Raw genomic sequence first — 18,241 nt, forward strand, 5'->3', positions numbered from 1 at the left:
CGGAGATGAAAGATCTGAACGCTGTTGCCTCGATCTGGCAAGATAGTGAGACGCTGGAATGCGTCTCGGTCGTGCCCGAGACGCCAAACACTGCCAGCTTTACTTTCCGCGCTCCTTCCGGGGCCTTGTTTGCCTACCATCCCGGTCAATTCCTGACGCTCGAGATCCCGGCGCCGGGGCAGCCGAGAGGCGTTGTGCATCGGACCTATACGATCTCGTCATCCCCATCGCGTCCACGGTCCATTACGATCACGGCCAAGGCGCAACCGGACAGCATCGGCACGCGCTGGATGCTGGACAATCTGCAGCCGGGTATGCGGATGCGGGCGATTGGCCCAGCCGGTCTGTTCACCAATGCTGAAAGCACAGCGCCCAAGTATCTGTTCATCTCGGCGGGGTCGGGCGTCACTCCGATGATGTCGATGACGACCTGCATGTGGGACGAAGGTCGCGATCTGGATGTCGTCTTTATAAACTGCGCCAAACGTCCGTCCGAGATCATCTTCCGCCAACGGTTGGAACAGATGGCAAGCCGGACGCCGGGTCTGGATCTGAAGTTCGTTGTAGAGGAAGCGGATCGCTACAGCCCCTGGACCGGCTACCAGGGTCAGTTCAACCAGCTGATGCTGGGCCTGATGGCCCCAGACTATCTGGACCGTGAGGTCTATTGCTGCGGTCCTGAGCCGTTCATGCAAGCAGTCCGGGACGCTCTGTCGGGTCTGGGCTTTGACATGGAGAACTATCATCAGGAAAGCTTTGGAGCCCCGGTTGAGACCGAAGCAGATCAGCCTGATCTGGATGATGTCATACCCGACGATGACAGCGCCGCTGAAATCGTGTTTGCGACCTCGTGTGTCACCGCCAAAGTTGCCGAGACGGATACGGTTCTGGCCGCTGCACGCGCGGTCGGGTTGAACATTGCCTCAGGCTGTACGTTTGGCGTTTGCGGCACCTGCAAGGTCAAAAAGTCCTCGGGTGAGGTTCACATGGTCCACAACGGCGGTATCTCCGAGGATGACATAGCGGCAGGCTACATTCTGGCGTGCTGTTCAAACCCGATCGGCAAGGTCGAAGTTGAGGTGTAAACGGGAAGTCTCAGGCTGAAACTGCGGGGCGGCTACGGCCACCTGCGGTTCCAATTTTAAAATATTAGTATTGATCTCAGATACTTGCCGCCTCTATACGCGCTTCGGAAAGTTTGGGTGGCACAGGTTTGCTCACGGATAGTTGATTCTATTCGGCAACATTCACGTGATTGCTCAAATTCTGTCTCTTTTCCGCCGGAATCTCCCCTGATAAAGCGGATTGAGTACTGGGTGGGGTGTTGATAAGTGCGAGCAGGTATATGAGAGCCGGATATAACGGTCGTGTAGCCATTTCATGGAATCAAACCGAGCTTGACGGGCTTGAGGCGGCGCCTTTGGCCTTTTTGGCGGTCGGGTCCGCTTGGTCCTGGCGAGGTCAGGCTCTGGTGTTGGGCGAAGTGGCAGAGCAAAATCTTGAACAACTGGGACATATGGGTGCGACTGCTGTGCGCACCCGCGACGCGTTCTTGGCCCCGCAAGAGGTCTCGGGAGAGTATTGCGGTACGGTCACATTGACCAATGGGGCGCAACGCTTTTCGGCAGACTTGGTTATCACCGATGACGAACAATGGCCGACGCTGGTGTTCAACACTGGCTGTCCGCCTCGGGATCAGGATTTCTGGATCAGCGAAGTAACGCATGCCGGTGCCGACCTGCAGAGCGTACCGCAGCCGACCGCAAAGGTGGTGGCCTTTCCGGGAAAATCCGCGCCGGGTTTCTTTTCATAGGTTTGGTTACCTAGCTGGCGTCGAACCCGTTGGCCTAAAAACCCTCCAAGAAATTTGAGCAGGGCAGTTGGGACGTGTTGACTCTGACAGTTCTGCGGATATAAGCGCGGCTTCATTGGTGTTGGTGGCCCCCGCAAGGGGATGCCTGTCATGGGGGAAACCTCAAGAGGACAACGCCCTTTATAACCCGGCACCACGCCTGGTCTGAACTGGAACTGCCCGGTCCGAGCGGAGACGCTATTTCGGCCCGCAAAGTAGGAACCGGTTTTCGGATCAAGCCGAAATGCCACTTTAAAGGAGATCAGCCGTGACCAAACGCACGTCTGCCAAGTACAAAATCGACCGCCGGATGGGTGAAAACATCTGGGGTCGTCCGAAATCCCCGGTCAACCGTCGTGAATATGGCCCCGGCCAGCACGGCCAGCGCCGCAAGGGCAAACTGTCGGACTTCGGTCTGCAGCTGCGCGCCAAGCAGAAGCTGAAAGGCTACTATGGCGACCTGACCGAGAAGCAGTTCCGACGCATCTACGCCGAAGCTGAGCGTGTAAAAGGCGACACCGGTGAAAACCTGATCGGTCTGCTGGAGCGCCGTCTGGACGCCGTTGTCTACCGCGCCAAGTTCGTACCGACCGTTTTTGCTGCACGTCAGTTCGTGAACCACGGCCACGTCAAAGTGAACGGCAAGCGGGTCAACATCCCGTCCTACCGTGTCAAAGAAGGCGACGTGATCGAAGTGCGTGACAAGTCCAAGCAACTGGCCGTTGTTCTGGAAGCTGTTGCTCTGGCCGAGCGTGATGTTCCTGACTACATTGACGCCGACCACTCCAAAATGACCGCGACCTTCGTACGCGCACCGGGCCTGAGCGATGTGCCTTACCCGGTCATGATGGAACCGAACCTGGTTGTCGAATTCTACGCGAAGAACTAATCTTCGCGAGCACCCGAAATTACAAAGGCCGCGCTTTCAGCGCGGCCTTTTTAGTTTCTAAGCTATGCATTCTGACCCGATGTCCTGACGAGGTGGCACTCCGAATTTGCGCGAGTATTCCCGACTAAACTGGGTCGGGCTTTCATAGCCAACCTCAAAAGCTGCTTGCGACACACTGAGCGAACCGTGCGACAATAGCCTGCGGGCTTCCAGCAGCCTGAGGTCTTTTTGGTACTGTAGTGGTGAGGTGGCTGTCACCGCCTTAAAATGGGCGTGAAAGGCAGAAACACTCATGCCAGCGCTTTGTGCCAGATCGCAGACGGGCAGGGTTGTTCGAAAATCCGCGCGGATGATGTCTATTGCGCGCGCGATGCGGCTGGCGGCACTGTCGCGCCACAGCATTTGCCGCAGCATGCCACCGTGATCTGCTTGCAGGAGTCGGTAGTGGATTTCACGGCTTATCATCGGTGCGAGAATTTTTGCATCCGTAGGGTTTTGACTGGCGTGAAACAGGCGGGCCATAGCGTCGATCAGATCGGGCGAGGCTTTTGATGCAGCAAGGCTTTGGACTGTTTCAATTTCAGCAGGTTCTGAGCCGACGGAGTCGTAGAGACCGCGTAACATGGACAAGTCCAACGAGAATACGAGGCCGACATAGGGCTTTTCCCGACTTGCTTCGGTGACGGCGGCCAAAACCGGAAGGGAATGGCTGACGATCAGAGAGTCGCCTGCTCCGAAGTGAACAAGGCGATCGCCGATACGTGTTTCTTTCTTCCCCTGTAGAACTAGGCAGACAATCGGTTCATACACCTGTGCTTCGATTGATTTCGTTTTGACATCATGAAGCAGGCCAAAACCGTCCAGTGCAGTGGGGTAGAAAGCAGCATCTTCTGCCTGTCCGCCCACAGCTTCGCAGATTTTTTCAACTAAATCATGTTGTGTCATGGTATCCCCACTGCCTCATTCAGCATATTTTGCGCAAGAGGTCAGTGCTAGCCAGAATCCTGACGGCCAGAGAATTAGGCAGATATTGAGGAGAATTCGGCAGGCGTATCGCAGTTTTCTAACCTATCTAGTGGTCAGGCTAACAATTGCGGAGAATGACCATGACACAGACTATCCTCATAACTGGCGCTTCATCTGGTATTGGCAGAGTTACGGCCGAACTGTTTCATAGGCAGGGCTGGAACGTCATTGCCACAATGCGCAACCCCAGCAAGGAAGCCGAGTTGACGCAACTCGAGAATGTTCTGGTCACACGTCTTGACGTCACCGACGAGGGTTCAATTGCAACCGCCGTTGCCGAGGGGATTGAACGCTTTGGTCAGATTGACGTTCTTTTGAACAACGCGGGATACGGCGCGTACGGCCCGCTCGAAGCTTTCCCGATGGAGCGTATCCGGCGGCAATTCGATACCAATGTGATTGGTCTGTTGGCTGTGACAAAAGCCGTTCTGCCGCATATGCGAGCAAATGGTTCGGGCTGTATCGTCAATATCTCTTCCATAGGTGGGCAAATCACCTTCCCCCTCGGAACGCTCTACCATGGCACAAAATTCGCGGTTGAAGGCCTATCAGAGTCGCTGCACTACGAGCTTGCTGCGGCTGGTATCAAGGTCAAGATTGTCGAGCCTGGTCTGATTGCCACCGATTTTGGCGGCCGCTCGTTTGATTTCGTCAATGACGAGAGCATGGCCGAGTATCAACCTGTCGTGCAGGCTTTATTCAGCACGTGGGGCTCGGAGGAAATGGCAGCGCAAACGTCTCCGCCAAGTGTTGTCGCCGATGTCATTTTGACAGCGGTGACGGACGACACTGACACATTGCGCTATCGTGCCGGCGAAGATGCCGTTGAATACCTGGACAACCGCAAGGCTCTGGACGACGCAACTTTTATCGGCGGCATGAAAGCGATGCTTGGTTTGGCCTGAGTTCAAATTGGAAGTGGTCGCCCTTCGGCGATCGCTTCCATCGCAAAATATGAGGTCACGCTGTCCAGCTCGACCTTCTCGATCAGGCGTTGGTAGACCTTGTCATATGAGGCCATATCCTGGGTCACGACTTTCAGTTGATAGTCATAGTCACCGCCGATCCGATGGAAATCCACAACCTCGGGGATAGTCAGAACATGGCGGCGAAACGCCTGCAGCCATTCGGCTGAATGATGTCGGGTGCGCAGCATGACGAAGACAACGAGGTTCAACCCCAAAGTCTCGCGCGCGATGCGCGCAGTTGACCCGATCAGAACCCCGTTTTCGTTCAGCGCTTTCAACCTGCGCCAACACGCGTTCTGGGACAGCCCGACCCGATCGGCCAGCTCGCGCTGCGAAAGGGTGGCGTCTTTTTGAAGCTCTCTCAGGATGTGAGTGTCTATTTGATCTAAATTTTGGCTCATACATAATCATATGACACAAAATTTATGATTTCTACGCAAAGAACGATAATGTTTCCACACTTCGTATGGATCACATTGGACTTACAGTAAGGAGCCAATGCTATGACCCTGTCCAAATTTCGTGCGGATCTCTGTTCCACCACTCACAATTCCCACCTGCGCGACGGGCTGATCGGAGAGAATGTTCTGATCCCGGGTCTGCAGGGGGACGTGCCGCTTGTCTATGCGGATTACGTTGCTTCGGGTCGCGCGTTGCGACAGGTCGAAGACTTTGTGGCCAATCACGTGTTGCCATTTTATGCCAACAGCCACACCGAGGCCTCCTTCTGTGGATCCTACATGACCCGTCTGCGTCGCGAAGCGCGCGACGAGATAGCCCGCCTTGTTGGCGCGAGGGGAGAAGACGCGGTGATCTTTACCGGGTCCGGTGCCACGGCGGGGCTCAACCGGTTGGTCAGTCTGCTCGGGGTGGCGGAAGCTGATCAACCGGTTGTCCTAATCGGTCCTTATGAGCATCACTCGAACATCTTGCCATGGCGCGAGAGCAAGGCTCTGGTGGTTGAGATTCCGGAAGCGGCGGAAGGGGGCGTTGATCTGCGCGCGCTGCAGGAGGCGCTGAACACTTACGCCGATGCGGATCTGGTGATCGGGTCATTTTCAGCTGCGTCCAATGTGACGGGGATCATCACCGATCCCGATCCGGTGACGCGTTTGCTCAAGTCACAAGGCGCTCTGGCCGTTTGGGACTACGCCGGGGGTGGGCCTTACTTGCCGATGGACATGGGGCCTGCGGATGCGCGCAAAGATGCGATCGTGGTGTCTCCGCACAAGTTTCCGGGCGGACCAGGGGCGTCGGGCGTGCTGGTCGTGAACCAGAGCGTTGTAAAGCGTCGTTGTCCAAGTTGGCCGGGCGGAGGGACGGTGAGTTTCGTCTCGCCTTGGCGCCACGACTACAGCGAAAACCTGTCAACGCGAGAGGAAGCGGGAACGCCCAACGTGATCGGTGATATCCGCGCAGCACTTGCCTTCATCGTCAAGGATGTCGTCGGAACAGATGAGATCGCACGACGCGAGGCGCAGTACAATCAAATTGCGCTGGAGGGATGGAAGGACAATCCAAACCTGACCCTGTTGGGAGTGGAAAACGCACATCGCCTGCCGATCTTTTCTTTCCTCGTGCGCGACAACGCAGGGCAACCGGTGCATCAGCAACTGTTCACGCGGATGCTCAGCGACATATACGGCATTCAGGCGCGTGGAGGATGCGCCTGTGCCGGGCCATACGCGCATCGGCTTCTGGGCATAGATCGAGCCGCGTCAGAGGAATTGCACGCTGCTCTGTCCGCGGGTGAAGAGATGAAAAAGCCCGGATGGGTGCGTCTGAACTTCTCGTATCTGATGCGCGAGGAAACGGTCCAGTTCATCATCGACAGCGTCAACGACCTGTCCCGTCGGACCGAAGAATTCGCACCGTTCTACAATGCCGACCCGGCGACTGCGCGCTTCAAAGCCGCATGATGGAATTGCTGCTTTTCTGAAAGCGTTGGGACAGGTATGAGAGGCCCAATAAACGGAGCCTCTCATGACCAAGATTACCCCTCAACCCGGCATTATGGACATCGCGCTGTATCAAGGCGGACAGTCGCATGTGGCGGGTGTTGAGCATGTGATCAAGCTTAGCTCCAACGAAAACCCGTTTGGCCCCAGCCCCAAAGCGATTGAGGCGGTGCGCGACAGCGCCGCCACTTTGCATCGTTATCCCAGCACCGACCACGCCAGCCTGCGCAACGCGGTCGGCGCACGTCACGGTCTGGATCCGGCGCGGATCATCTGCGGTGTCGGCAGTGACGAAGTGTTGCAATTCATCGCTCAGGCCTACGCAGGGCCGGGGGATGAGGTGGTCTACACTGAACATGGGTTTTCCATGTATCCGATCATTGCGCGGATGGCGGGTGCCGCGCCGGTCATGGTGGCCGAGCGCGACCGCAAGGTCGATGTGGATGCCATTTTGGCAGCCATAACAGCGCAGACGCGGATCGTGTTTGTCACCAATCCCGGCAATCCGACCTCAACCATGATCTCGCAGCAGGAACTGGAGCGTTTGGCGCAGGGTCTGCCGAATAGCTGCCTGATGGTCATCGACGGGGCCTATGCCGAGTTTGTCGACGGTTTCGATGGCGGTGCGTCTCTGGTCGATGCCCATGAGAACGTGATCATGACCCGGACCTTCTCAAAGGTTTATGGGCTGGGCGGAATGCGCGTGGGCTGGGGTTATGCGCATCAGTCGATCATCGACGTGCTGAATCGGGTGCGCCAACCGTTCAACCTGTCTTTGACCGCGCTGGCTGCGGCCGAAGCAGCTGTGAATGATGTCGAATTCCTGTCCTTCTGTCAGGCTGAAAACGCGCGCCTGAGGGTATGGTTGTCGGAGGAGTTGGCCAAGATCGGCGTTCCGTCCGATCCGTCTTTCACCAACTTCATCCTCGCGCGCTTTACCGATCAGGCCGAGGCTGAGGCATGCGATGACTACCTAAAATCGCAGGGTTTGATTGTGCGGCGCGTTGCGGGCTACAACCTGCCAAACGCGCTGCGGATCACCGTGGGCGATGAGGAAGCCTGCCGCCGTGTCGTCGCGGCCATCACCACATTCAAAGAGGGCGCAGCATGAGCCAGATTTACGACCGTGTTGCGCTGATCGGGTTGGGTCTGATCGCCTCATCCATGTTCTGGGCCATCAAGCGCGCAGGTTTGGCTGGCGAAGTCACCGGCTATGCCCGCTCTGAAGCCACCCGCGACACAGCCCGCAGGATCGGTTTGTGTGACCGGGTTTGCGACACCGCGCAAGAGGCGGTCGAGGGCGCGGATCTGGTCGTCCTCTGTGTGCCGGTTGGCGCGATGGGCACGGTCGCACAGGACATCGCCCCAATGCTTAAGCCGGGGGCAACTGTGACGGATGTCGGTTCGGTCAAACGCAGCGTGATCGAGGCCGTGTCGCCTCATATCCCCGAAGGCGTTCATTTCATCCCGGCGCACCCTTTGGCTGGGACCGAGCATTCGGGGCCTGAGGCCGGGTTCGCCGAGCTATATGACAATCGCTGGTGTCTGCTGGTACCCGTCGAGGGATCGGACCCCGAGGCCATAGCCCAGTTGCGGACCTTGTGGGAGGGCATGGGGGCCAATGTCGATGAGATGGACGCAGATCACCATGATCTTGTTCTGGCCGTGACCTCTCATGCGCCGCACCTGATTGCCTATACGATGGTCGGTGTCGCCGACGACCTACGCCGTGTGACCGATAGCGAGGTCATCAAGTACTCGGCTGCCGGCTTTCGGGATTTCACCCGCATCGCGGCCTCGGACCCAACCATGTGGCGCGACGTGTTCCTGACCAACAAGGACGCGACGCTTGAGATTCTAGGCCGTTTCACCGAAGAGCTTTTCGCCCTGCAGCGTGCGATCCGCACCGGGGACGGAGAGCATCTGTTCGACTATTTCACCCGCACCCGCGCGATCCGGCGTGGGATTATTGATGCGGGTCAGGATACCGATGCGCCGGACTTTGGCCGGGGAAAGGCAGGGTCATGAAACAGGTTTTGCGATACGCGGTTGTTGCCGCGCTTTGGGCCACGTCCACCCAAGCCGCCGCGCCCGAGCAATCGTTGTATCCAGTTGCGCGCCCCGGCGCAGCAGTCGAAACTGCTGGCATCGTCGCGATCTCCAGCCGGGCAGCAACGCCTCTGACCATACCGAACCTGCGCCCCGAAACACGGCCCGAGTCGCCTCAGCTGATCGCCGCAGCAGCACGTCCGGCGGAATTACCGCTGCTGGGGCCTGATACTTCTTTGATGCCGTACCTCAGACCCAAATCATTGGAGCAGGAGGTGCTGTTCAAAAAGCGCAAGCTGCGCAAGGGGTCGGTCTGCGGTGATATCGCGATACAAGGCAAACCTGTCGGGCGTGTCTCCAGCAAAACAAAGGCCTGCGGGGTCAAGGATGCGGTTCAAATCACCTCCGTCTCGGGAGTGACGCTGAGCCGGGCTTCGACGATGGATTGCGGCACAGCCATCGCGTTGAACAAATGGGTCGACAAAACCGTCAAGCCGACGTTCAAACGTCGTGGTCCTGTGGTCCAGCTGCAGGTTGCCGCGCACTATGCCTGCCGGACGCGCAACAACCAGAAAGGCGCGCGGGTGTCCGAGCATGGCAAGGGCCGTGCCATCGATATTTCCGGCTTTGTCATGGCGGATGGAGAGGTCGTGACCGTCCTGAACGGATGGCGCAAGAACCCCTCGCAAAAGCAACTCAAGAAGATTTGGCGCGGGGCTTGCGGGCCGTTTGGCACCGTGTTGGGACCCAATTCAGACAGGTATCATCGGGACCATTTTCATCTGGATACGGCGCGGTATCGCACCGGGTCCTATTGCCGTTAACGCAGGATCAGACGTGGGGCCGGGCCAAGAGGGAGCGGCCCCAGAGCCACGAATCCGTCACGGAAGTTTAGTTGCAGGTCCAGCGCATTCGGGTTGCCGCCCAGTCCGGCCAGAAAGTTGAGCGCGCGGGTCACCGGGTCAACGGCTTGATCGGGCAGGGCACCGGCGGCATTCGCCATTGCGATCATGTCACGCCAATTCTCGGCCTTGATCGCAATCTCTCCGGTTGGGATGCCCTGCGAGTCTACATCCAACTCACCGGCTGCAAACAGGCGCAACTCGCCCCATTTGACCTCGGCCAGGTTCAGGTCGATGGCGACGGGCTGAGGGCGGCTGTCCTCTAGCGCGGTTCGGTCCCAAGGCTTGTCGAAAGTGGTCAACATATCCAACTGCAACGTCTCGAACCGCTGGGGGAGCGAGGTCGCCGATTGCATCAGCGCACGCAAATCCTCACCGGGGGTAAATCCGTCAATTTGCGCCGTGATGGCATAGGCTTCGGGCGCAGTGGTCTGCTCCATGATGACGCTGAGGGTACCACCGTCTGCCAGCGCCTCATTGTCTTCGCTGATCAGCCATGGACCAGCGGTTAGTGCCATCTTCTCAAGCACCAATGCGACACCGGGTTGTAGTTCCAACTCGGCTTGCAAAGCCTTGGCCTCGATCGTCGCGGTCTGGTCGAAATAGGATAGGCGCTGAGGCGTATCGGCAAAGCTCAGGGTTTGACGACCGGGCCAGATTGCTGGGCTTTGAAACTCGATCCAATCGGCGCTCCATGCGGTGCCGTTGACTGGATCGGCCAGCGCCGGGTTGTTTAAGCGGGTGGTGTGATGTGTCGGGTAGCCCGCCGTTTCAACGCCTGAGAATTCGGCTTGCCAGCCGCGCGCCTGCTGGGCATCGAACCAGCTGGTGATCGCATTGCGCAGACCATAGCCCGCGATGAACCAATAGGCGCTCCATGCGATGGCGATAAAAATGAACACTCGTATCAGACGGCGCATGAGCATTGGCCCTTTTTCCTGCCTTGGATTTGATGTTTATAGGCCCAAACGGGCAAGGACCAGAGCAATGACGATGTGGGTTTTCGGATATGGATCGCTACTGTGGAACCCGGGCTTTCCCGTGGCACGCACCGAGCTTGCGATGCTGCACGGATATGCGCGCTCTTTCTGCATGAGTTCGATCCACCATCGCGGCACCGAGGACCACCCCGGCCTTGTGCTGGCTTTGGACGAACAGCCTGAGGCGCATTGCAAAGGTTTGGCGCTGGCCGTGGAAGCTGGGCATGAGGACCGCACCCTTCACGAACTGCGTGAGCGCGAGCTGATCTCGTCGGCCTATGTCGAAAAGATGCTGGACGTGCATCTGGACAATGGTGAGGTCGTAAATGCCGTAACCTATGTGATTGATGCCGATCACGTACAGTATTGCGGCGGCATGCCATTGGAAGAGCAGGCTCAGATCATCGCCCATGCCGTTGGAGGGCGCGGTCCAAACACAGAATATCTGTATAACACCACCGAGCATCTGGCCGAGATCGGCCTGCACGATCCCGATCTTGAGTGGTTGTCGCAACGGGTGCGCAGCATCACCGCATAAACCCTTGGCGTCATCGGCGTCTTTTCGCTAGATTCAGGCCAGAGCAGGCAGAACCAGGAATAACGCGCATGGCGCAGGCACAACAGGGCGCGAGACCGCATTTCTCGCAACCGATCCGGCAGATTCTTCTGATGCTGATCGCAATCGGCCTGTCGGGCCTCGGGGTGTTTCTGGCGCTGCCCTATGTGCTGCCGGTCTTCTTTGCCAATCCCTATCTGAACGGCTTCATCCTGCTGGTGTTCATCATCGGTGTCTTCGCCTGTTTCTATCAGGTCGCGCAGCTGATCGGCTCGGTTCGCTGGATCGAGGCTTTTGTGGGCGGTGTGGTGCATGAGGATGCGCGCACCCCTCAGTTGCTTGCGCCATTGGCCTCTCTGCTGCGCGAACGCGGTGCGCGGTCGCAGATCAGTTCAACCTCGACCCGGTCCATTCTGGATTCGGTTGCGGAACGGGTTGAAGAAGAGCGTGAGATCACGCGCTACATCACCAACGTTCTGATCTATCTAGGCCTCTTGGGGACATTTTTCGGTCTGGCCACCACGGTGCCCGCCATTGTCGACACCATTCGCAGCCTGAACCCGCAGGAAGGGGAAGAGGGGCTGGCCGTCTTCAACCGTTTGATGACGGGCCTTGAGGCGCAGCTGCAGGGGATGGGTGTTGCGTTCGGATCATCCTTGCTGGGCCTCGCCGGGTCATTGATCGTGGGCCTTTTGGAGGTCTTCGCCGGTCACGGACAAAACCGTTTCTACCGCGAGCTTGAGGAATGGCTGTCGGGAATCACCCGGGTCGGATTTGCCTCGGGCGAAGATGGCGGGGCTGAGGTCGCGGTTCTGGCGCCTGTTCTTGACGCCATGTCCGATCAGATGAACGCGCTACAGGATCTGTTCTCGGCGCAGGAGGAAGAGCGGGCCGACGTGTCCAACAAGCTTGGTCAATTGGTCACTGTCATCGGACAAATGAACCAGCGTCAGGCGGATAATGAAGGCGTTACCGCCGCGCTGGAGCGTGTTGCCTTGGGTCAGGACGCCTTGCTGGATCACATGCGCGAACACGGGGCGGGCGAGGGCATCGATGCAGAAAGCCGGATGCGCCTGCGGTCGATGGATGTTCAGTTGCTGCGCATCCTCGAAGAGATCTCCGCCGGTCGTCAGGACAGCATGAACGAATTCCGCAAGGATATCGAACTGCTAGTGAAGGCTCTGACCCTGCCACGCGGCGCGGTTCGAACCACGCACGAGGGGGAATAACCCATGGCCCTCTCCCGCCGCACCGGTCAACGGTTCCAGGGCTCGGTCTGGCCCGGTTTTGTCGATGCGATGACGGGTCTGTTGATGGTTTTGACCTTCGTGCTGACTATCTTCATGGTCATCCAATTCGTGCTGCGTGAAACGATCTCGGGTCAGGAGGATGAGCTGACGACCCTTGCGGATGAGGTTGCCGCACTGGCTGGTGCTTTAGGGTTGGAAGAGCGTGAGAATAGCCGCCTGCAAGCGCGGTTGGGGGCCTTGAATGCCACACTGACCGAAACGGAAGATAGTCTGGCTGAGGCGCAAAGCCAGATTACCGGATTTGAGGCTCAGGTTGCGGCGCTGTTGGCTGACCAGGCGCGGGCGCAAGACGCGATTGCGGCACTTGAGACGCAACGGGCGGATCTTTTGGGCGAGCGCGACAGTCTGAATCAGGCCTTGGCGCAAAGCCGCGAAGAAATCGACGCGCAAGCCGAAGCCGCCCGCCTTGCTGCAGCCCGCCGTGAGGCTTTGGAGGCTTTGGTCGCCGATCTGGAACAAAGCGGCGAAGAACGCGCCGCGCAGATTGCTCAACTCGAAGATCAGCTAAGTGCAGAAGAGGCTGGCAGGCTGGCAGAGGCCGCCGCTGCCGAAGCTCTGAGGGATCGCCTTCAGAACGCCGATGCGGAACTGACCGCCATGACCCTTGCGCTAGAGGCGCAGCGCAAAGAGGCTGAGGAAACCCTGACCCTATTGGCCGCCGCGAATGCAGCCCGTGCAGAACTGGAACGACAGTTTGGTGAGTTGAACGCGGAAGAGCTGGAGGCCCAGTTGGAGGCCGCTCTGGCAGCGCAGGCCGAGGCACAAGAAGATGCAGCATCCCAGCGTTCCCTGGCCGAACAGCGCGATGCCTTGCTGGCCGTGGCCCGCGAGACGCTTTCGGCGGAACAAGCGGTGTCAGAAAAGGCGCAGCGAGAGGCCGCTTTGTTGAACCAGCAGATCGCAGCATTGCGCGGACAATTGGGATCGCTGCAGGCGCTGCTGGACGACTACGAGGACCGCAATACGGCCGCTGAAATTCAAATTCAATCCTTGGGGCAGGACCTGAACGCGGCTCTAGCCCGCGCCGCATCCGAGGAACGCCGCCGCCGCCTGCTGGAAGAGGCTGAGCGTCAACGCCTAGAGGCTGAGGCCGAAGCGCTGGCAGGACAGAATGAGGAACTGACGGCGCAGGCCGAGGATTTGCAACGCTACCGGTCGGAATTCTTTGGCCGCCTCCGTGACGTTCTGGGCGATCAGGATGGCGTGCGGATCGAAGGCGACCGGTTCGTGTTCTCCTCTGAGGTGCTTTTTGCCACTGGTTCTGCAGTATTGTCGCTGGAAGGCCGGCAGGAGGTCGCCAAAGTCGCTGAGATCCTCCGCACAGTTGCCGCCGAAATCCCTGAAGGTCTGAACTGGGTGATCCGGGTGGATGGCCACACCGACAATGTGCCCTTGGCTGGCTCGGGTCGATACCGCGACAATTGGGAACTGAGCCAGGGGCGAGCGCTCTCCGTCGTGCGCTATATGGTCGAAGCGCTGGGCATTCCACCCAATCGCTTGGCCGCCAACGGGTTCGGAGAGTTCCAGCCTGTCAACCCGGCAGACACACCCGAGGCGCGAGCACAGAACCGACGGATTGAGTTGAAACTGACCGAGCGCTAAACCCCGCGCGTGGCGAAAAACCGCCTTTGCCATCCGGATTTGCCGCCTGCTACCGATGAAACACACGCGCCTCAAACCTAGATTACTGTCATAGGTTGAGAGGAGAGACGCGTGACCCAAAGGGCAGCAGACCTGTACAATACGGTTGAAACGGCTTTACGAGCATCATACCGACGGGTGGTGTTGTGCCGAACCGCAAGTGGAGACAGGTTCTGGCTCAAACGGGTTGAGCGCTTTGCACCCCATCTCTGGCTGGTCAAAGGCTGCCCTCAGGCGGCGTTTGCAAGGGACCGGACGTCGCATCGCGATTTGTGGAACAAAGGAGTCCCAGTGCCGCGCATCTTGGCCGAGGGTTCCGATTTCATCGCCGTCGAGGATGCGGGTCTCAGCCTGACCCGGTTTTGTGGGGATCTTTCCTGTGAACTTTTCAAAAAACAAACAGCCTGTCGCGCCGCAGGCCGGGCCTTAGCGCGGCTTCATGCGTCAGATCTTGCCCATGGCCGACCCGCCTTTCGCGATATGTGCTGGGATGGGCAGCAGATCAGGTTCATTGATTTCGAGTACTTTAAGCCGGCCAAAGCGGGGAGGTTGCGCAAAGCCCGCGATCTGAGCATCGCCTTGCTGTCGGCCTTGTTTCAAGGTCAGCTAGGCCCGCGTTATGCGTCCGACCTGCTATCTGGTTATTGGGCGGTTCGGGGCAAATGGGCCGTCACCCATACCGCTCCAGCGCGCCGAATCCAGACCGGGCAGTGAGAACCGGACATTTACCGTAAAGCTTTGGACATGAAAAAACCCGCCAAACACTGGCGGGTTTTTCTTTTTCAATGACCTTAGATCAGTCCGCCGTTAAAAGCGGAGGCTTGTTGCCCGGAATGCGCGGCTGATCGGGGCCGAGGATATCCAAGTGCAGGTCGCCTTTCTTGACCGACACGCGAACAACACCGCCCTTGGCGAGTTTGCCAAACAGCAACTCTTCGGCCAGAGGCTTCTTGATGTGTTCTTGGATCACGCGGCCCAGAGGACGCGCGCCCATCTTGTCGTCATAACCCTTGTCGGCCAGCCATGCGGCGGCTTTGGGCGTCAGGTCGATGGTCACGCCGCGATCCAGCAGTTGCACCTCAAGCTGCAGAACGAACTTCTCGACCACCTGCAGGATGACCTCTTTCGGCAGCGGCGCGAACGAGATCACCGCGTCCAGACGGTTGCGGAATTCCGGCGTAAACGTCCGCTCGATCGCGGCGGTGTCTTCGCCCTCGCGACGATCGCGGCCAAAGCCGATCGCGGCCTTTGCCTGTTCCTGCGCGCCTGCGTTCGAGGTCATGATCAGGACCACGTTGCGGAAGTTCACCGTGCGGCCGTTGTGATCGGTCAGCTCGCCATGATCCATGACCTGCAGCAGAATGTTGAACACATCCGGGTGCGCTTTTTCGATCTCATCAAGCAGTAAGACGCAGTGAGGATGCTGGTCGACGCCATCGGTCAGCAGACCGCCCTGGTCAAAGCCAACGTAGCCCGGAGGCGCACCGATCAAACGGCTGACTGCGTGTTTCTCCATGTATTCCGACATGTCAAAGCGCAACAGTTCCACGCCCAGATTGTCGGCCAGCTGTTTCGCCACCTCGGTCTTACCCACACCGGTTGGACCGGCGAACAGGTAGTTGCCGATGGGCTTTTCAGGCTCCCGCAGGCCGGCACGCGCGAGCTTGATTGCGCTGGCCAAGGCCACAATGGCGTCATCCTGCCCGAAGACCACCCGCTTGAGCGAGGCTTCGAGGTCTTTCAGAACCACCGCATCGTCCTTGGTGACGTTCTTCGGCGGGATACGGGCGATCTTGGCGACGACGGCCTCAATCTCCTTCACACCGATTGTCTTGCGACGCTTGCTTTCGGCCAGCAAATGCTGCGCGGCACCGGCTTCGTCGATGACGTCGATCGCCTTGTCGGGCAATTTGCGGTCGTTGATATAGCGCGCCGACAGTTCCACAGCTGTTTTGATCGCATCCGCGGTGTATTTGATGGCGTGATGTTCTTCGAAATAGGGCTTCAGACCGCGCAGGATCTTCACGCTGTCTTCAACAGAAGGCTCGTTCACGTCGATCTTCTGGAACCGGCGGCTGAGCGCGCGGTCTTTTTCGAAATGCTGACGGAACTCCTTGTAAGTGGTCGAGCCCATGGTGCGCAGCTTGCCCCCCTGAAGCGCTGGCTTCAGCAGGTTGGACGCGTCCATGGCCCCGCCCGAGGTCGCCCCGGCACCGATCACGGTGTGGATTTCGTCGATGAACAGCACCGCATCTGGGTGATCTTCCAACTCGGTCACAACCGCTTTGAGACGCTCTTCGAAATCGCCGCGATAGCGGGTTCCGGCCAGCAGCGCGCCCATGTCGAGAGAGTAAATGGTGGTGTTCGACAGTACATCCGGGGCTTCACCGGCTACGATCTTATGCGCCAAGCCTTCGGCAATCGCCGTCTTGCCTACACCCGGGTCGCCCACCAGCAATGGGTTATTCTTGCGCCGGCGGCATAGCACCTGAATGCAGCGCTCGACCTCATCGGCGCGACCGATCAGCGGGTCCACATCGCCTGCGCGCGACTTGGCGTTCAGATCGACGCAATATTTGCCCAAGGCGCTTTCTTTTTGATCTTCGTCGCTCGCGGTGGCTTGCACCTCATCCTCGACCTGATCCGCGCCCGAGACCGAGCGGCTTTCGCCATAGGCCGGGTCTTTCGCGACGCCGTGCGCGATGAAATTGACCGCGTCATACCGGGTCATGTCCTGTTCCTGCAGGAAATAAGCGGCGTTGCTTTCGCGTTCGGCGAAGATGGCGACCAGTACGTTGGCACCTGTGACCTCAGTCCGGCCCGAGCTTTGCACATGAATGGCCGCGCGCTGAATGACGCGCTGGAATGCTGCCGTTGGCACGGCCTCGGACCCGTCGATATCGGTGACGAGGTTCGAAAGATCCTCATCAATGAATTCGACCAATGTGCTGCGCAATTCGTCCAGATCGACGCTGCAGGCTTTCATGACCCGGATTGCGTCAGGCTCTTCCAATAGCGCCAGTAGTAGATGCTCTAACGTAGCAAACTCATGTCGCCGTTCATTCGCCGCTGCCAGAGCTGCGTGAATTGCTTGTTCCAAAGTGCTCGAGAATGAAGGCACGCGGGTGCTCCTCTGTCTTGGGTCAGAAGGGGGCAGGCTTGCGGCCGGATCCCCATCCCAACCATGTCCTCATACTATTAGAGTTTGGTTGATCGACGCCCGGCTTCAAGGGTTTTCTTTCACTTGACAGTCACATTTGTTGTGAGAGTGGCCGTGAGGATGGTCAAATAGGCATCAGAAATTGTCTTTTCTACCCCTGATCTCGGCAAAAACAGCGACCGGGTCTGCGCCTTCCATGCCCAAATGGGCCAGAATCGCCGGATCTTCGGCGCGAAGGAACGGGTTGGTTGCCTTTTCCAGACCCAGTTTCGAGGGCACCGTGGGCTGCCCTGCGGCGCGCGCGCGGTCGATATCGACGACGCGCTGTTGTAGCGCCGTGTTGGTTGGGTCGACGGTTACGGCGAATTTGGCGTTAGACTGGGTGTACTCGTGGCCCGAACATACGAGCGTGTTGTCCGGCAGCGCCGCAAGTTTGCTAAGCGAACGCCACATCTGCTCTGGCGTGCCTTCGAATAAGCGCCCGCATCCCAGCGCCATCAGGCTATCCGCAGTGAAGACAGCGGCACTTTGCGGCATGTAATAGGCGACGTGGCCTAAAGTGTGCCCCGAGACATCCATCACCTGAACTGGCTCGCCCGCAAACTCAAAGCTATCGCCATCGCTGACTTGTTGGTCGAGCTGGGGCAGGCGGTGTGCATCGGCGGCGGCTCCGATCACCTTGGCTGGGTGTTTTTCAAGAATTCCGGGCAGTCCGTCTACATGATCCCAGTGGTGGTGAGTTAGCAAGACATGGCTGAGGGTCCAGCCGCGCGCCTCCAACTCGGCCAGGATGGGCCCGGCTTCGGGTGCGTCGATCAGCGCGGTCGCTCCGCTTTCGGCATCATGCGCAAGAAACGCGTAATTATCGCTGAGACATGGGATGGTTACGATCTCAAGAGGCATGGCCTTTTGCCCTTTCGTTGCTAGACTGCGCCTCAGCTAAGCCGATT

At 58.6% G+C, this 18,241-nt stretch carries 17 protein-coding genes; 12 read left to right on the top strand and 5 right to left on the bottom strand.

Translation table 11 applies throughout. The features are described from left to right. The first annotated feature begins 5 nt into the window (after positions 1 to 5). The 3 genes from ACR0C3_RS11710 to rpsD all read left to right on the top strand — a co-directional run bounded on the left by ACR0C3_RS11710 (position 6) and on the right by rpsD (position 2,741). Entirely contained in the window at positions 6 to 1,085 is a 1,080-nt protein-coding gene (locus ACR0C3_RS11710; RefSeq protein ID WP_480758581.1) for an FAD-binding oxidoreductase, read from the top strand. A gap of 260 nt (positions 1,086 to 1,345) precedes the next feature. Then, positions 1,346 to 1,813, top strand: coding sequence for a hypothetical protein (locus tag ACR0C3_RS11715; protein ID WP_480758582.1), 468 nt, complete (start codon positions 1,346 to 1,348; stop codon positions 1,811 to 1,813). 307 nt (positions 1,814 to 2,120) lie between these two features. Next, positions 2,121 to 2,741 carry a 30S ribosomal protein S4 gene (rpsD, locus tag ACR0C3_RS11720; RefSeq protein ID WP_170374584.1) on the top strand — a complete coding sequence of 207 codons (621 nt, stop codon included), beginning with the start codon at positions 2,121 to 2,123 and terminating at the stop codon, positions 2,739 to 2,741. 57 nt (positions 2,742 to 2,798) lie between these two features. Here the strand turns inward: rpsD and ACR0C3_RS11725 are convergent, their stop codons facing one another. Continuing rightward, a complete protein-coding gene (locus ACR0C3_RS11725) occupies positions 2,799 to 3,686 on the bottom strand; it encodes an AraC family transcriptional regulator (protein WP_480758583.1) in 888 nt (295 codons plus the stop codon). Positions 3,687 to 3,847: 161 nt separating this feature from the next. Here ACR0C3_RS11725 and ACR0C3_RS11730 point away from each other — a divergent pair, with 161 nt between their 5' ends. Beyond that, positions 3,848 to 4,672: an SDR family oxidoreductase gene (locus ACR0C3_RS11730; protein ID WP_480758584.1), complete on the top strand. Its 825-nt coding sequence runs from the start codon at positions 3,848 to 3,850 to the stop codon at positions 4,670 to 4,672. Positions 4,673 to 4,674: 2 nt separating this feature from the next. Here the strand turns inward: ACR0C3_RS11730 and ACR0C3_RS11735 are convergent, their stop codons facing one another. After that, positions 4,675 to 5,136 carry an Lrp/AsnC family transcriptional regulator gene (locus ACR0C3_RS11735; RefSeq protein WP_170374590.1) on the bottom strand — a complete coding sequence of 154 codons (462 nt, stop codon included), beginning with the start codon at positions 5,134 to 5,136 and terminating at the stop codon, positions 4,675 to 4,677. A 102-nt stretch (positions 5,137 to 5,238) separates the two neighbouring features. On the opposite strand from ACR0C3_RS11735, the gene ACR0C3_RS11740 reads away from it, so the two are divergent. The 4 genes from ACR0C3_RS11740 (at position 5,239) to ACR0C3_RS11755 (ending at position 9,566) form a co-directional block, all read left to right on the top strand. Continuing rightward, the gene (locus ACR0C3_RS11740; protein ID WP_480758586.1) at positions 5,239 to 6,654 is read left to right on the top strand and encodes an aminotransferase class V-fold PLP-dependent enzyme; all 1,416 of its coding nucleotides are present in this window, start codon (positions 5,239 to 5,241) and stop codon (positions 6,652 to 6,654) included. A 64-nt stretch (positions 6,655 to 6,718) separates the two neighbouring features. Continuing rightward, complete coding sequence (gene hisC, locus ACR0C3_RS11745) at positions 6,719 to 7,804, top strand: histidinol-phosphate transaminase (RefSeq protein WP_480758587.1); 1,086 nt, start codon at positions 6,719 to 6,721, stop codon at positions 7,802 to 7,804. After that, positions 7,801 to 8,721, top strand: coding sequence for a prephenate/arogenate dehydrogenase family protein (locus ACR0C3_RS11750; protein WP_480758589.1), 921 nt, complete (start codon positions 7,801 to 7,803; stop codon positions 8,719 to 8,721). Before hisC ends, ACR0C3_RS11750 begins: the two co-directional genes overlap by 4 nt. Beyond that, complete coding sequence (locus ACR0C3_RS11755; protein ID WP_480758590.1) at positions 8,718 to 9,566, top strand: extensin-like domain-containing protein; 849 nt, start codon at positions 8,718 to 8,720, stop codon at positions 9,564 to 9,566. The genes ACR0C3_RS11750 and ACR0C3_RS11755 overlap by 4 nt, the downstream gene beginning before the upstream one ends. Here the strand turns inward: ACR0C3_RS11755 and ACR0C3_RS11760 are convergent. Beyond that, positions 9,563 to 10,570: a DUF2125 domain-containing protein gene (locus tag ACR0C3_RS11760; RefSeq protein WP_480564234.1), complete on the bottom strand. Its 1,008-nt coding sequence runs from the start codon at positions 10,568 to 10,570 to the stop codon at positions 9,563 to 9,565. The two genes, ACR0C3_RS11755 and ACR0C3_RS11760, sit on opposite strands and share 4 nt — an antisense overlap. Positions 10,571 to 10,631: 61 nt before the next feature. On the opposite strand from ACR0C3_RS11760, the gene ACR0C3_RS11765 reads away from it, so the two are divergent. The 4 genes from ACR0C3_RS11765 to ACR0C3_RS11780 all read left to right on the top strand — a co-directional run bounded on the left by ACR0C3_RS11765 (position 10,632) and on the right by ACR0C3_RS11780 (position 14,845). Next, a complete protein-coding gene (locus tag ACR0C3_RS11765) occupies positions 10,632 to 11,162 on the top strand; it encodes a gamma-glutamylcyclotransferase (RefSeq protein WP_170701916.1) in 531 nt (176 codons plus the stop codon). A 68-nt stretch (positions 11,163 to 11,230) separates the two neighbouring features. After that, positions 11,231 to 12,409, top strand: coding sequence for a biopolymer transporter ExbB (locus tag ACR0C3_RS11770; protein WP_170664719.1), 1,179 nt, complete (start codon positions 11,231 to 11,233; stop codon positions 12,407 to 12,409). A gap of 3 nt (positions 12,410 to 12,412) precedes the next feature. Continuing rightward, the gene (locus ACR0C3_RS11775; RefSeq protein WP_480758591.1) at positions 12,413 to 14,092 is read left to right on the top strand and encodes a peptidoglycan -binding protein; all 1,680 of its coding nucleotides are present in this window, start codon (positions 12,413 to 12,415) and stop codon (positions 14,090 to 14,092) included. Between the two features lie 330 nt (positions 14,093 to 14,422). After that, positions 14,423 to 14,845, top strand: coding sequence for a BUD32 family EKC/KEOPS complex subunit (locus tag ACR0C3_RS11780; protein WP_480758593.1), 423 nt, complete (start codon positions 14,423 to 14,425; stop codon positions 14,843 to 14,845). Positions 14,846 to 14,927: 82 nt separating this feature from the next. On the opposite strand, the gene clpA is transcribed toward ACR0C3_RS11780, so the two are convergent. Both clpA and gloB read right to left on the bottom strand, forming a co-directional pair. Beyond that, positions 14,928 to 17,252 carry an ATP-dependent Clp protease ATP-binding subunit ClpA gene (gene clpA / locus ACR0C3_RS11785; RefSeq protein ID WP_480758595.1) on the bottom strand — a complete coding sequence of 775 codons (2,325 nt, stop codon included), beginning with the start codon at positions 17,250 to 17,252 and terminating at the stop codon, positions 14,928 to 14,930. A 174-nt stretch (positions 17,253 to 17,426) separates the two neighbouring features. Then, a complete protein-coding gene (gene gloB / locus ACR0C3_RS11790; protein WP_480758596.1) occupies positions 17,427 to 18,194 on the bottom strand; it encodes a hydroxyacylglutathione hydrolase in 768 nt (255 codons plus the stop codon). Positions 18,195 to 18,241 lie beyond the last annotated feature (47 nt).

Source organism: Ruegeria sp. CK3 (assembly GCF_056536565.1).